General features: G+C 25.4%; 14 protein-coding genes and 1 other annotated feature. Of the genes, 5 read left to right on the top strand and 9 right to left on the bottom strand.

What is annotated here, in order from left to right; genetic code table 11:
* The 4 genes from CLOACE_RS10525 to CLOACE_RS10510 form a co-directional block, all read right to left on the bottom strand.
* On the bottom strand, nt 1-725 hold a 725-nt coding region (locus CLOACE_RS10525; protein ID WP_070111160.1), incomplete at its 3' end, for an ABC transporter ATP-binding protein.
* 107 nt (nt 726-832) lie between these two features.
* Entirely contained in the window at nt 833-1,537 is a 705-nt protein-coding gene (locus tag CLOACE_RS10520; RefSeq protein WP_070111158.1) for an ABC transporter ATP-binding protein, read from the bottom strand.
* Between the two features lie 4 nt (nt 1,538-1,541).
* Entirely contained in the window at nt 1,542-2,294 is a 753-nt protein-coding gene (locus CLOACE_RS10515) for an ABC transporter permease (protein WP_070111156.1), read from the bottom strand.
* Nucleotides 2,269-3,276, bottom strand: coding sequence for an ABC transporter substrate-binding protein (locus CLOACE_RS10510; RefSeq protein WP_070111154.1), 1,008 nt, complete (start codon nt 3,274-3,276; stop codon nt 2,269-2,271). The genes CLOACE_RS10515 and CLOACE_RS10510 overlap by 26 nt, the downstream gene beginning before the upstream one ends.
* A 158-nt stretch (nt 3,277-3,434) precedes the next feature.
* Between CLOACE_RS10510 and hydF the strand changes: the two genes are divergently transcribed.
* Complete coding sequence (hydF, locus tag CLOACE_RS10505; protein WP_070111152.1) at nt 3,435-4,622, top strand: [FeFe] hydrogenase H-cluster maturation GTPase HydF; 1,188 nt, start codon at nt 3,435-3,437, stop codon at nt 4,620-4,622.
* A gap of 59 nt (nt 4,623-4,681) precedes the next feature.
* Here hydF and CLOACE_RS10500 read toward each other — a convergent pair whose 3' ends face one another.
* Entirely contained in the window at nt 4,682-5,566 is an 885-nt protein-coding gene (locus tag CLOACE_RS10500; RefSeq protein ID WP_070111150.1) for a DMT family transporter, read from the bottom strand.
* Between the two features lie 29 nt (nt 5,567-5,595).
* Complete coding sequence (gene cobO, locus CLOACE_RS10495) at nt 5,596-6,111, bottom strand: cob(I)yrinic acid a,c-diamide adenosyltransferase (RefSeq protein WP_070111148.1); 516 nt, start codon at nt 6,109-6,111, stop codon at nt 5,596-5,598.
* A 495-nt stretch (nt 6,112-6,606) separates the two neighbouring features.
* Between cobO and CLOACE_RS10490 the strand changes: the two genes are divergently transcribed.
* From CLOACE_RS10490 to CLOACE_RS10480, 3 genes are all read left to right on the top strand, one after another.
* The gene (locus CLOACE_RS10490; RefSeq protein WP_070111146.1) at nt 6,607-7,569 is read left to right on the top strand and encodes a sensor histidine kinase; all 963 of its coding nucleotides are present in this window, start codon (nt 6,607-6,609) and stop codon (nt 7,567-7,569) included.
* A gap of 187 nt (nt 7,570-7,756) precedes the next feature.
* Complete coding sequence (locus CLOACE_RS10485; RefSeq protein ID WP_070111144.1) at nt 7,757-9,106, top strand: [Fe-Fe] hydrogenase large subunit C-terminal domain-containing protein; 1,350 nt, start codon at nt 7,757-7,759, stop codon at nt 9,104-9,106.
* 79 nt (nt 9,107-9,185) lie between these two features.
* Nucleotides 9,186-10,208, top strand: a complete 1,023-nt coding sequence (locus CLOACE_RS10480; protein ID WP_070111142.1) for a C45 family autoproteolytic acyltransferase/hydrolase — start codon at nt 9,186-9,188, stop codon at nt 10,206-10,208.
* Between the two features lie 259 nt (nt 10,209-10,467).
* On the opposite strand, the gene pdxR is transcribed toward CLOACE_RS10480, so the two are convergent.
* Both pdxR and CLOACE_RS10470 read right to left on the bottom strand, forming a co-directional pair.
* Nucleotides 10,468-11,925, bottom strand: coding sequence for a MocR-like pyridoxine biosynthesis transcription factor PdxR (gene pdxR / locus CLOACE_RS10475; RefSeq protein ID WP_070111140.1), 1,458 nt, complete (start codon nt 11,923-11,925; stop codon nt 10,468-10,470).
* Between the two features lie 532 nt (nt 11,926-12,457).
* Nucleotides 12,458-13,357 carry a D-alanine--D-alanine ligase gene (locus tag CLOACE_RS10470; protein WP_070111138.1) on the bottom strand — a complete coding sequence of 300 codons (900 nt, stop codon included), beginning with the start codon at nt 13,355-13,357 and terminating at the stop codon, nt 12,458-12,460.
* Between the two features lie 224 nt (nt 13,358-13,581).
* Nucleotides 13,582-13,844, top strand: a binding site (T-box leader).
* 83 nt (nt 13,845-13,927) lie between these two features.
* Between CLOACE_RS10470 and asnA the strand changes: the two genes are divergently transcribed.
* Complete coding sequence (gene asnA / locus CLOACE_RS10465) at nt 13,928-14,950, top strand: aspartate--ammonia ligase (protein WP_070111136.1); 1,023 nt, start codon at nt 13,928-13,930, stop codon at nt 14,948-14,950.
* An 85-nt stretch (nt 14,951-15,035) separates the two neighbouring features.
* Here the strand turns inward: asnA and CLOACE_RS10460 are convergent, their stop codons facing one another.
* A complete protein-coding gene (locus CLOACE_RS10460) occupies nt 15,036-15,548 on the bottom strand; it encodes a ferritin family protein (RefSeq protein WP_070111134.1) in 513 nt (170 codons plus the stop codon).
* Between the last annotated feature and the right edge of the window lie 37 nt (nt 15,549-15,585).

The following is a 15,585-nucleotide window of genomic DNA, read 5'->3' as shown; positions in this document are numbered from 1 at the left end:
CTTACTTTACAACTTTCACAAAAATCACAATTAGCTTGATTTTTAATTTCTTCTAATATTTTTTCTTTGCTTGTTTTTTCTTTTATAGTCCCACCTGATAATACTATTATCTCATCTGCTAATTCTATAATTCTTTCTTGGTGTGAAATAATAACTATAGTAGCTTTACTATTTTTATGCATTTGTTTAAAAGTGTCTACTAATCTTCTAAAACTCCATAAATCTATACCTGCTTCTGGTTCATCAAATACAGCAAGTTTTAAATCCCTAGCTAATATTGATGCAATTTCAATTCTTTTAAGTTCTCCTCCAGAAAGACTACCATTTACTTCTCTATCTATATAGTCCTGAGAACAGAGACCTACATCTAGTAACAGCTCACAGACATTTACATCCCTTTGATTATTTTTAGCAGAAAGTTCTAATAATTCTCTAACTGTCATACCTTTAAATCTTGGTGGTTGTTGAAAAGCATATCCTATTCCAAGCTTAGCTCTTTCTGTTATATCTAAATTAGTTATATCCTTACCATCAAATATTATTTGTCCTGATGTTGGTTTATACATTCCCATCATAACCTTACAAAAGGAAGATTTTCCTCCCCCATTTGGACCAGTTATAACATAAATTTTATTTTCATCTAATTCTAAATTAATATTATTTAGTATTGAGACTTTTGAGTCTTTTTCTTGTACTTGTAATGATATATTCTTAAACTCTATCATTTTTAGAGTTCCTCCTTTCTTAATTAGCAATTAACCATTAATTTAAATTTAACTTATCATAATAATATTGTCAACAAAGGTTTTTAATATATAAATTTAGTACTTAATTAAGTTTTATCTAAAATTTCTTTTTTTAAATTAATTATATTATCCTTTTGTAAGTTTCTTTTTATTTTATCTTCTTTTATTGTAATTTTATTTTCTACTTTAGTAGGATAACCACCTAAAATATATATTTCATCTCCTAATAAAAAAGCTTCATCAATATTATGAGTTACAAAAATAACTGTTCTTAGGTCTTTGTTCCATAAATTAATAAAGTTTTCTATAAGATTTGATTTAAGTTTTAAATCTATACCTATAAAAGGTTCGTCCATAAGCAATATATCTGATGGATAAGCAAAAGCCCTAGCAATAGAAACCCTTTGCTTCATTCCTCCACTTAATTGTCTAGGATAATAACTCTTGAACTGGTAAAGATTAACCATATTTAAATACTTTTCAATAATTTCTTCTCTAGTTTTCTTGCTATAAATGCGTTTTAACACAAATTCAATATTTTTCCATATAGTCATCCATTCTAATAATCTAGTTTCTTGAAATATGTAAGAGAACTCTTTTTTATCAAATCCAATTAATTCTCCTTTATAGTCCTTTAAAGTTCCACTTATTATATTTAAAAGAGTTGTTTTCCCACATCCAGAAGGTCCCAAAATACAAGTTATTTTATTTTCTTTAATATGCAAATTAAAATTTTCAAAAATATTTAAATTTCCATAAGCTTTATTTAACCCTCTTATGTATAAAGCCATAAATTCATCTCCACTTTATTGTGTTTTTTTCTATAATTCTAATAAATTTTTCAAATATAAAACTTAACATTATAGCTACGAAAGTCCACGCAAAAACTTCTTCCATGTCTAAATTAACTTTAGCCGTTTGGAGATTAAATCCAATAGAATTTTTAGGTTGACTTAATACTTCTGCTGCTATTATTGCTTTCCAACCTATTCCAAAAGCTGTAGACATTCCTGATATGATAAAAGAAACTATAGAAGGTATATATATTGACAAAATTATTCTATACCATTTAACTTTATATACTTTTGCCATTTCTATAACTTTTACATCTACACTTTTAATTCCTTCAAGTACATTTAAATAAATTATTGGAAAAACTACAAGAAAACTAACAAATATAGGAACATTATTTGTTTTAAATTGCATTAAAGCTATCAATATTATAGACATTACAGGAGTAGACCTAATTATTATTATAAAAGGTTCAAATATTATTCTTAATAATCTATTAAATCCAGCTGCGAAACCTAGTAATATACCTAATATGCTAGAAATAAAAAAACCTACTAATCCCCTTTTAATAGTTCCTACTACAGAATACAAAAATATATCTGATTTAACTATTGAAAACAAACTTATAAATGTAGTTTTAGGTGATGGAAAAATAAATTCAGACCCTAATAGTTCTGAACTTATATTCCATACTAATAATATAAATATAAATGATAATAACTTTATTGTTTTATTTTTTATAATAGAAATTTTCATCTGGTAATTTTCCTCCAGTGGATTTAGGAGTAAAATCATAAAGTACTTTTAAAAATCCATTTACTTTTTCTTTAGAATCTTGAGCATTCATATATCTTATACTACATCTAGGTATAGACATTTCAGCTATTTTAGCTTTTGGTAATATTCCAAATTTTTCTATTAACACCGATGCTTGTTCCTTATTATTATTTACCCAATTAATAGATTTTTCATATTCTTTAAGGAAAGTATCTACCACTTCTGGATTTTCTTTTGCAAATTCATCTCTTACTACTAAACAACCTGTAGCTACACTACTTTTATTATTTATTTTTTTCCATTCTTCTTCAATATTTAATTTTACTTTTATATCTTTATTTTTGCTTGTTACCATTGTTACAAAAGGCTCCGGAAGTAATGCTATTTTAATTTTTCCACTAATTAAAGCTTGAGATAATTCTTCATGTTGAGATAATGTGTAGTCTATATTTAAATCTTTTTCTGGATTTAGCCCATTTTCTTTTAGTATATATCTAAACGCAAAATCTGGTACCATACCTTTACCTGATACATAAACCTTTTTATCTTTTAAATCTTTAATACTATCTACTTCTACACCATTACTTACTATATACAACATTCCCCATGTATTCATGGCTAAAAATTTGTATTTACCTGTTTTATTATAAATTGTAGAAGCTGCATTAACTGGAATTGCTGCAATATCAAATTCGCTATTAACAAGCTTTGAAATTAATACATCTGGTGTAGGTACAACTTCATAATTCGATTGAATACCTTTTCCTAAAGAAGGCTTTTCCTCAAACATTTTTATCATCCCCATAGATGTTGGTCCTTTAAGTCCTGCTATTTTCACTGTAACATTTTTTTTATTTTCTTCAGGTTTTTTCGAATTATCAGTACTTATGTTATTTCCACAACCCATTAATGTAATAAAAAATATGGAAATAACTAAAAATATAGATATTCTTTTTTTCAAAATAAGCCCCCCCTTTTATTTTAAATTACATTTATCCGAACTATTTTAACACACTTATAAACTATAGTCAATTTAAGTAAATTTTTTTGCACACTTCATTTTATTGAATAAATATTTTATAATTAAGTAAAATTGTAAAATAGATTGGAGAGATTTGTATGCAAGATACACCTAAAGCTAATAGGCTACATATAGCTTTATTTGGAAAAAGAAATGCTGGAAAATCTAGTTTAATAAATGCTATCACAGGTCAATCTATAGCTTTAGTATCAGATATAGCTGGAACAACTACAGACCCTGTTTATAAAGCTATGGAACTTCTTCCTATAGGTCCAGTTATGTTTATAGATACTGCTGGTTTAGATGATGAAGGTGAAATTGGTAAGCTTAGAATAGCTAAAACAAAACAAGTTATGGATAAAACTGATTTAGCAATATTATTATTTTCTGCTAAAGATAATGATTTTAAATTAGAAAAAGATTGGTATGAAGAATTAAATAAAAGAAATATACCTATAATAGGCGTTATAAATAAAATTGACCAATGTTCTATAAATGAAAATTTAATTTCAAAACAATTTCCAATACCTTTTGTAAAGGTAAGTGCAAAAAATAATACTAATATTGATGAATTAAAAAAACTAATTCAAAAACATGCTCCAAGTAATTTTGAAAAATCTTCTATAGTAGGAGATTTAGTTAACTCAAAAGATTTGGTTGTTTTAGTAACACCTCAAGATTTACAAGCTCCTAAAGGAAGATTAATTTTACCACAAGTTCAAACTATACGTAATATACTTGATATTGGTGCTATGGCTCTTACTGTAAAAGATACTGAACTTAAAGAACTTCTTAAAAGCTTAAGTAGAAAACCAGACTTAGTAATAACTGATTCTCAAGTGTTTAAAAAAGTTAATTCTATATTACCAAAAGATATACCCTTAACATCTTTTTCAATATTAATGGCACGATATAAAGGAGATATTGATGAACTAATAAATGGTGCAAAAATTATAGATAAATTAAATCCAGGAGATAAAGTATTAATAGCAGAAGCTTGCACTCATCACGCTTTAAAAGGAGATATTGCAAGAGAAAAAATTCCAAAATGGCTTCAAGAAAAAGTAGGAGGAAATCTACAAATAGATGTAATATCTGGTGTAGATTTCCCAGAAAATACAAAAGAATATTCTCTTATTATTCACTGTGGTGCCTGCATGTTTAACAGAAAACAATTTATGTCAAGAATATCTAAAGCTAAAGAATTAGGAGTTCCTATAACTAATTTTGGTACAACTATAGCTCATCTAAATGGAATACTTTCAAGAGTAACAAATATGTTATAAACTTAAGTTAAATATAATTAGCATTAAGTAATAAAATTATACTTAATGCTAATGTATATTTATGCTAGATTTTTACTATTAGATACAGTAAGTATTATTACTGAAATTAGTATAAGCACACATCCAAAAACCATATTAAAATTTAAAACTTCTTTTAATATTAAAGTACCTAGTATTATGCTTACTATAGGCTCAAAAGTGCTTAATATAGAAGCTGCAGAAGGTCCTACTACTTGAATGCCTTTAACAAACATTGCTAAAGCTACAACAGTAGAAATAAAAGCTATAAAAAAAACAGAAACTATACCTTTTGAAGTTATATTTAAAGCTATTTTTCCACCATTTTTAAAAAATATAAGAGTTAATATAGCAATGCTAGATATCATAAACACATAAAATATAGAAACATAGGTATTTATTTTTTTTACTTCGGGTTCAGAAACCCCTAATATGTATATAGAATAAAAAATTGCAGATACAAAAGAAAATAAAATCCCTCTCATATCAAGACTTATATTTCCTCCAGCTACTAATAAATACATTCCTAATATAGATATTAGTAAAGCTAAAAGTTTTTTAAAATCAATTTTTTCTTTATAAATAAAAAATGAAGCTACTGTTACTATAATAGGATATAAAAAGTGTATGGTAGTAGCTAATCCCACAGATATGTAATCATAAGAAAGAAATAAAGTTACAGAAGTAGAAGCATATCCTACTAAAGCAAGTAAAACTATCAATATAGCTTGTCTTTTATTTATATACAAACTTATTTTATTATATAATATATATAATAAAAGTATTATTGCAGCAAAAAAAAACCTAAAAAATACTACTGATAACGAATCCATGCCAGTATTATAAGCTAACTTAGCTAGCACAGGCATAATCCCAAAGGCTGCAGATGATAAAACTACATAAATAATTCCAGTTATCCTTTTCATTTTGTCTTCCTCCTTATAAAGTCATCTAATTAATTCTCTATTCCCTTTCTAGCTTTCACCCCCTTTTTATAGTAATGTTTAATTTCTTTCATTTCAGTAACTAAGTCTGCTATATCTATTAATTCCTTAGGTGCATACCTACCTGTTAATATTACTTCTGTATTTTTATCTTTGTTTTTTAATACATCTATAACTTCTTTTACACTAAGTAAATTATAATATATAGCTATATTTATTTCATCCAATATTACTATATCATATTCTCCTGAAAATAAAACTTTTTTACATATATTTAATCCTATTTTTGCTTTATCTATATCTTCTCTTATAGGATTATTTTTAATAAAACAATTTCTTCCAAATTGTTTTAATTTGAAATTAGGTAAATACATATCTGCTAAAAGCTCACTATAATCCATTCCCTTTATAAACTGACCAAAAAAAACCTTTTTACCTGCACATACAGCTCTAAGAGATAAACCTAAGGCAGCTGTAGTTTTTCCTTTTCCATTTCCAGTATAAATTTGAATATATCCTTTATACATAATTTCACTCTCCTTTTAAATTTTAATATATTATAACATGTTATATGTGTTAAATTTTAAAATAATTTTAATTTTAAAGGATTTTTTACCTTATTATAGAATATTTATATATAACACATTAATTTACCCTAAAATATATTAATTTCAAGAGGTGTTTTAAAGTGATGAATGATTCTTATTTACATAATAGTTTAATCAAAAAAAAATTCTTTTAATAATATACATGACATAAACAAAGAGTTTTTAGATTACAACTCTTATTATTTAAAATTTACAAAAACATTAATCGACAATTTATCTGAAAATGTAATCGTTTTAGATAATATTTTTAATATTATCACTTGCAATGCATTTGAATTTGACTTTATTAGATCAAATTCAAATGATTTAATTAATAAAAACTTTTTTGATGTATTTTCTAAATTCATTAATAAGGATCTTAAGGATAAACTTTTAAACTTAAAAATTAATGATAACTTTAAAATAAATAATTATGTGGTACATAGCCACTATCCTGTTCATAAAAGTTATAATTTAAATATAAAAGCTTTTTGTATAAAAGACAATTTAGAAAATATATTATTTAATATTTTAATAATCGAAAATATTACTGAAAAAGAAAATGCTAAATTACTATTAGAAGAAAAGGAAAATACTCTAAAAAAATATAAATATCAAAATAAATTAAAAGTAGAATTTTTAGCTAATATTTGCCATGAATTAAGAACTCCTTTAAATATAATATTAAGTGCTATACAACTTATTGATTTATCCTTAAAAAAACTTAATTCTAAATGCTTATTTAACTCAAAAACAAAAAAATATTTTTCAAATGTAAAACAAAATTGTTTAAGACTTTTAAAAATAATAAATAATTTAATTGATATAACAAAAATAGATGCTGGATATTTTAAAGTAAATTTTACTAATAATAATATTGTTAGTGTAATAGAAGATGTTGTACTTTCTGCAGTACCCTATGTAGAAAATAAATCTATAAATTTAATTTTTGATACCAATGTAGAGGAAAAAATAATGGCATTTGATGTAGATAAAATAGAAAGAATTATATTAAATTTAATATCAAATTCCGTTAAATTTACTAATCCTAATGGTACAATATTCGTAAATTTAATAGATAAAGAAAATTTCATTTTAATTTCAATTAAAGATACTGGCATTGGTATACCTAAAGATAAATTAAATACTATTTTTAATAGATATAAACAAGTAGATAATAATTTACATAAAAATCATCAAGGTAGTGGAATAGGATTATCTTTAGTTAAATCTTTAGTTCATATGCATAACGGAAATATATTTGTAAAAAGTGATTATGGTAAAGGTTGTGAATTTATTATAAAGCTTCCTGTAAAATTAGTTTCTATCAACAAAATTGACAATGAAATAAAAAATAATAAATTTAATAATATAAATATCGAACTTTCAGATATGTAATTTAAATACTGTAATAATATATATACTTTATAAAAATACTAAAAACAATGATTATTAAATAAAATTTAATCTATTTTATTTTAATATTTCATGAATTATTTAATTTTTCAGAATTTTTCTTGTATACTATATAAAAATTGTCTAATTTGTGGCATAATAAATAAAAAAGCTAAGGAGATGATAACTTATGAAAAAAAAGTATAACGACTTATTTAAATCCATTGTAAAATCTTACTATGAAGGTACTTTTGATGAAAAAATAAATGAATTATTATCTAATACTAATATAGATAAAAATGACTTAGCTGCTGTAATATCTTCTCTCTGTGGTGTAAACGTAGATTTTAGCAAAAATTACTTAAATGACTTAAAAAAAGCTATTGAAACTTATAAAACTTCTCATAAAGTTGTAGAAAAAGTAAAACACTGCTCTATGGATTGCATAGATAAAAATGGTAAAACTTTATGTCAAAAATCCTGTCCTTTTGATGCTATATTACTAGATAAAGAAAATCATACTACTTATATAGATGAAGATAAATGTACTGATTGTGGTTTTTGTGTAGAAGGTTGCACAACAGGAGGAATTTTAGATAAAGTAGAATTTCTACCTTTAGCTAATCTTTTAAAAAGCAATTCTCCTGTAATAGCTTCCGTAGCTCCTGCTATATCTGGTCAGTTTGGCGATAATGTTTCAATGAATCAGCTTAGAAGTGCCTTTAAAAAAATAGGCTTTACAGATATGATAGAAGTATCATTTTTTGCTGATATGTTGACTTTAAAAGAAGCTGTAGAATTTGATCACCATATAAAAAATGAAAATGATTTTATGATAACATCTTGTTGCTGTCCTATGTGGGTAGGTATGTTAAGTAAAATATATGATAACCTTGTAAAAGATGTATCTCCTTCTGTATCTCCAATGATAGCTTCTGGAAGAGTACTTAAAAAACTTAATACTGAATGTAAAGTTGTATTTGTAGGTCCTTGTATAGCTAAAAAAGCAGAAGCTAAACAACCAGGTATTTCTGGTGCTATAGACTTTGTATTAACTTTTGAAGAATTAAAAAGTATATTTGACTCATTAAATATAAAACCAGAAGAATTAGCAGAAGATACTGCCGTAGAGTATGCTTCAAAAGGAGGAAGGCTTTACGCTAGAACCGGTGGTGTTTCAATTGCAGTAGCAGAAGCTATAGAAAGAATATTCCCTAAAAAATACGAAAATTTAACAACAGTTCAAGCCAATGGTGTTAAGGAATGTAAAGAAATACTTTCAAAAGCTGAAAAAGGAGAAATTAAAGCTAACTTTATTGAAGGTATGGGTTGTATAGGAGGCTGTGTAGGCGGTCCTAAATCTATAATTCCTAGAGAAAAAGGCAAAGAAATGGTAGATGCTTATGCAGAAGCTTCTGAAATAAAAGTGGCTGTAGATAGTGAATGTATGAAAGATATATTAAAACGCATAGGTATAGAATCTATAGAAGATTTTAAAAGCAAGGAAAAAGTCTCTATTTTCGAAAGAGAATTTAAATAAAAATATAACGCATATTTCTTTAGAAGAAATATGCGTATTATAATTTTACTTCCATATTACTAGCTAAAGGAGGAATATCTTGAATAATAATTTACAATTTATAGAATTAAATGGTTCTCCCTATGAAAGAGGAAAAAAATCCGGAATATTTTTCAAAAACATATTACATAAAACAATGAAAAATTATGAAAAGTATATTAAAAATGAATCTATTTATAATCAAATGAAATTAGTAGAAAAAAGTGTTAAAAAGATTTTTCCCAACTACTTGGAGGAAATTTATGGACGTGCTGATGGTTCTGGCATAAATAAAGATTTATATTTTATTTCTATGTGTGCTGAGTTAATCAATGAAGGTGTTGGATGTACATCTATAGCCTATAAAAAACCTAATGGTAATTTTATTTTATCTCATAATGAAGATGATGCTTATGAGCCTGGAGCTTCTTGCATAACAAAATGTGTTACTGAAAAATCATGGTTTGCAGGCTTTGATTACTGTAGAATGGCTTTTGGTAATGCCTTTAGTTGGAACAGTTATGGCATAGTTAAAACTATAAATTTTTGCACACCTATTAATATAAATCCAAATGGTATACCCAGATATTTTATACAAAGGCATATAAGCGAAGCTTGCTCTATTGAAGATTTTATAAATAGATGTAATATTCCTAACAGAGCTTCTGGTTTTCATGCTATAGCTTTAGATATAAATAAAAATATTGCTATTTCTGTAGAAGTTACTGATAAAAACATAAATATAATTGAAATTGATGATTATTATATTCATACTAACCACTATATTCATAAAAACATATGCAATGGTAAATTATATACTAATTCTGAAAGTACATCTTTATATAGATATAATAAAACAAAAGAATTAATGAATAAATTAATCAAAAACAATACTGTGAATAAACATAATATAAATAAAATATTAAATTATAGAGGACATTATTACCAAGATTCCATACTTGCAATTAAAGGTGAACCCAATTTTACTTGTGCTAATTTTACCATAGATACAGAGACCAAAAACAATTTATACATAAAATCCTTTACCACTAATGAAAATTTAGTAATAGATTACAATCATTAACACAGGTTGTTGAATAAAAAACCATTGATATAATTTGCAGATAAAAAATAAAAAAACTCCGTAATTCATCACAGGACGTGATGAGCCAATTTCCGCCCCAAGGACGGGGCATAAATTGGGTAGGAGTTTTTTTATTTTTTATTATAAGAGTGTCTTAATGAAATGACTTATTTACAAACTCTCTTTATACTTCTGGTCTATTATTTTTATATAGATTATATTTAATTATTTTTTATCTGCAAATTATATCAATGATTTTTTATTCAACAACCTTAATACTATTTAATTTTTTTATTTCATCCCCTATTATTTTAAATCCTTTTTCTATATCCTCTTTTTCAACCCTAGAAAATCCTAATCTAAAAGTATCCCATCCATTTTTATCAATATAAAATATATCTCCTGGAGTAAATATAACATTTTTTTTGCAACAGCTATCTAACAAAGTTCTTGCATTTAAATTATCTAGCTTTATAAATATATGAAGTCCTCCTTCCCCATATACTTTTTTACAAGGTATATACTTATTAGCACACTTTAAAGCAAATTCATACTTATCTTTATATACTTTTCTAGCCTTTTTCATGTATTTATCAAAATTTCCTTCCTTTAAGTACTGATATAACACTGCTTGATCTAAAAAAGATGTGTGTATATTCTTACTTCTTTTTATACTTTCCATATAACTTATCAAATTTTTATCTGCTAAAACCCAACCTATTCTAATTCCTGGAAAAAGTACTTTAGAAAAACTTCCCACATATATAACGCTATTTCCTTCTCCTGATAAAGCAGCAATAGGAGATACATGAGCTCCTGAATATCTTAATTCTTCATTGAAGCCATCTTCTACTATAGGAATTTCATATTTTTTTGATATTTCATAAATTTTTACTCTCTTCTCTGGGGACATAACCATACCCGTAGGATTATGATAAGATGGAATTATATAAATTAACTTAGCTTTACTTTTTTTTAACTTATTTTCAAAATCTTCTAGTTGTATACCATTATTGTTTGCATTTACTCCTATTATATTTAAATTGTGTAATCTCATTATTTTTATAGCTGTGTTATGAGTAGGATTTTCACATATAACATTATCTCCTTCTTTGGTAAGAGAACTTAAAACTATTTCGAAGCCCTCTGTAAAACCATTAGTTATTAAAATATCTTTATTTTTTACATCTACGCCCTTATTTTTCATGTATTCCATTAAATATTCTATAAGATATTTATATCCTTTGGCGTATCCGTAATTTAGTATCTTATCACCTTCTAAAGAAATTATATTTAAAAAAGCTCTTTTAAAATCTTCTATATCAAATAAATTATTATCTGGAGCTATGCTTTTAAAAGATATCATTCCTTTTGTCCACACTTTTTCATGTTTAACTATATCCATATTTTCTGCTTTTTTTGCGTAATCTGTTAATCTGTTTTCCCAATCAATATTCCATATTTCTTGAGAAGTTATTTTAGAATATGCTACAAATGCACCTTTACCTCTTACAGTATATATAAATCCTTCTTCTTTTAAATATTCATAGGCATTTACTACTGTATTTCTACTAACATCTATAATATTTGAAAGTTCTCTAGTAGAAGGTAACTTTTCATCTTTTTGGAGCATACCTCTTAATATCATATCTTTTATATAATTTTTTATTTGTATATATACTTTTTCATCCTCATTTAATTTTATACTTGAAAACAATCAGCTCACCCCTAACTACTATACTATTCAAATTCATATATAATTTATAATAAAAATTAAGTTTTGTAATAAATTTCTTAATAGTGATATTATATATTAAATCTATCTATATTAAAAATTATTACAAACTCAATATAGATAATATGTAGGTTGTTGAATAAAAAATCATTGATATAATTTGCAGATAAAAAATAATTAAATATAATTTGTATAAAAATAATAATACAGCCTCATAAAGAGAGTTTGGAAATAAGTCATTTCATTAAGACACTCTAAGAATAAAAAACAAAAAAACTCCTACCCAATTTATGCCCCGTCCTTGGGGCGGAAATTGGCTCATCACGTCCTGTGATGAATTACGGAGTTTTTTTATTTTTTATTCTAAGATTGTCTAAAATTCATTCTAATTATTTCCAAACTCTCTTTATGAGGCTGTATTATTATTTTTATACAAATTATATTTAATTATTTTTTATCTGCAAATTATATCAATGATTTTTTATTCAACAACCTACATATAAATAAAGTACTTTTAAAAACATTTAAGTGAGTATTCTATTATTTTATCTAAAAGCTCACTAAAAGACATTCCAATGGATGCAGCACTTTTTGGGAAAAGGCTATTGCTAGTCATTCCTGGTAAAGTATTTAATTCTAAAACATAAGGCTTTCCATTACTTATTATCATATCAACTCTCACATATACTCTACACTTTAACGCATCCCAACATTTTATGCTCATTTCTTCTACCTTCTTATGAAGATTTTCTTCTAATTCAACTATTACTTCCTCTGAAGCCTCTTTTGTATATTTAGCAGTATAATCAAAGAAAGCAGATTTAGGCTTAATAGCTATAACTGGTAACATTTTTCTATTTAAAATACAACAAGTTATTTCTTCTCCCTTTATATATTTTTCAATCATAACTTCTTTATCTACCTCTAATGCTTTTATTACAGCATCTTCTACTTCTTCCCTTTTAGAAATCATATTAGTAGCTACACTTGAACCTCCACTATTAGGCTTTATAAAAAAAGGATATCCTATTTCATCTAAAACTTCATAATTTATTTCTTCTACACTTTTTACACTAACCCATTTAGCTGTATTTATTTTTTCAAATTCTAATATTTTCTTTGTAATATCTTTATCCATGCATATTGCACTAGTAAGCATATCACATCCTGAATATGGTATATTTAAAGTTTCAAGTACTGATTGTATAGTACCATCTTCTCCAAATTTTCCATGAAGAGCTAAAAATGCAAAATCTATATCTTTAGCTTTTTTAATAATATCTTCTTTTTTATCTATAATAATAGGTATAACCTCATATTTATCCTTATTTAAGTATTTTACAACTTCTTTTCCAGAGTTTAAAGATATTTCTCTTTCTGAAGAAATTCCCCCCATTATAACTCCTATCTTCATTATTATTCCTCCATTTCAATTTCATTTCTTTAATTACATTGTCCCATAAATAAAATAAATTATAAAGAGCCACCTTCTACATATTTTATACTATATGTGGATGAAATATAAACAACTTGTCTACTCATATATTTCTACACTCATAAAATTTTTACACATATTTTAATGTTGACAATATTATATCCAATATGTATAATTGGATATAAGTTAATTAGAATATTATTAAAAGGACTATGAAGAGAAGAGTATATATGAGATGTAGTTATAGAGAACTAGTGATGGTGAGATGCTAGTACGAGTCTTATATTGAAGAACATCTCTGAGTCGTTAACCGAAATTTTATACTATTTAATGTATAAAATAGTAGACTTAAACGGATCCAAACCGTTAAAATTGGAGAATATTTATTCAGATATTCTTTTGAGGAGAACAAGTATTTTACTTGTTAATTAGGGTGGTCTCGCGGAGTCAATCTTTCGTCCCTTGTAGGGGGATGAAAGATTTTTTTATTATATTTTTTATAGGAATTATTATTTTAAAATTAATATGTTAACAATGAGGAGGATAAAAATGAGTTCAATGAAAAAATCACTATTAATACCAAAAGGATATACAGTAAAATTAAATTTAAAACAAACTCAAATAGCTATAAAACAAATAAAAAATTTTTTTGAAGAAAATTTAGCTAAAGAACTTAATTTAACAAGAGTAACTGCACCTATGTGTGTAAAATCTGATTCTGGTTTAAATGATAATTTAAATGGTGTAGAAAGACCTGTTGCGTTTACTATAAAAGGAGATGGTGAAGCTCAATCAGAAATAGTTCATTCTCTTGCTAAGTGGAAACGTCTAGCTTTATATAGATATAATTTTAAAATTGGCGAAGGTTTATATACAGATATGAATGCTATAAGAAGAGATGAAGATTTAGATAATATTCACTCTATATATGTAGATCAATGGGACTGGGAAAAAGTAATAAGAAAACAAGATAGAAATGAAACTACATTGAAAAATATAGTTAAAAATATATATAAAGTGTTTAAATTAACTGAAGACTATTTATATGAACTTTATCCTTTTCTTGGAAAAATTTTACCTGAAAATATATTTTTTATAACTTCTCAAGAATTAGAAGATATGTATCCAAACCTTTCACCAAATGATAGAGAACATGAAATAACCAAAGAAAAAAAAGCAGTATTCCTTATGAAAATAGGAGATACATTAAAATCTGGTGAAAAACATGATGGAAGAGCTCCTGACTATGATGATTGGCAATTAAATGGAGATATATTATTTTGGAACCCTGTTTTAGAAATGGCTTTTGAATTATCTTCTATGGGAATTAGAGTAGATGAAGACGCTCTTTGCAGACAACTTAAATTAACTGGTTGTGAAGAAAGAAAAAATTTACCTTTTCATAAATTATTACTGGAAGGAACACTTCCTTACACTGTAGGTGGTGGTATAGGACAATCAAGAATTTGTATGTTCTTTTTAAGAAAAGCTCATATTGGAGAAATTCAATCTTCTATATGGCCAGAAGATATGATAAAAGAATGTGCTAAAAATGGAATAGAATTATTATAAAAACATAATGTTGCTGATAAATTAATTTATCAGCAACATTATGTTTTTATAATAATAATTTTTAAATTTTATGTTATTTAATTTATCATTCAATAGGTCCATATTTATCTTTATCGTATTTTAAAAGTACTGCTGTTAGTTCTTCTAAGTGTTCTTTTTCATCATTTATAACTTCTAAAAATACATCTCTAACTCTTTTAAAAGGTATTTCTACAATGTGTTGCTCATATAAAATTACTGCTTCTAATTCTCCTTTTATATCATTTCTAATATTATTTAATGTAATTTCATTACAATAATTACTACAATAATCTTGTTTTTCAGTTTTAACACTTAATTTTATATGATCTTTTACCTCTATATATTTTTTATACTGAATAGGATCAAATTCCCTTAATAATTGCAAAAACATACCATAGTGTCTTTTTTCATCTTCCATTATATGATGCCAAACTTCATTAATTTCTTTGATTTTTGAATTAGCTATATGATACGCATAATCATTAATAGCAACTATTTCCGCTATAATAGCCTCTCTTATCTTATTTGTATAACAATAAACTTTTCCTTGAGGTTGATGTTTTGTAGTATAACTCATTTATCCTCCCAATAAAATTACTATTACAATATTATAT

The sequence above is a fragment of the Clostridium acetireducens DSM 10703 genome, from assembly GCF_001758365.1.
Lineage (GTDB): Bacteria > Bacillota > Clostridia > Clostridiales > Clostridiaceae > Clostridium_C > Clostridium_C acetireducens.
This window is presented reverse-complemented; position numbering and strand designations above follow the sequence as displayed.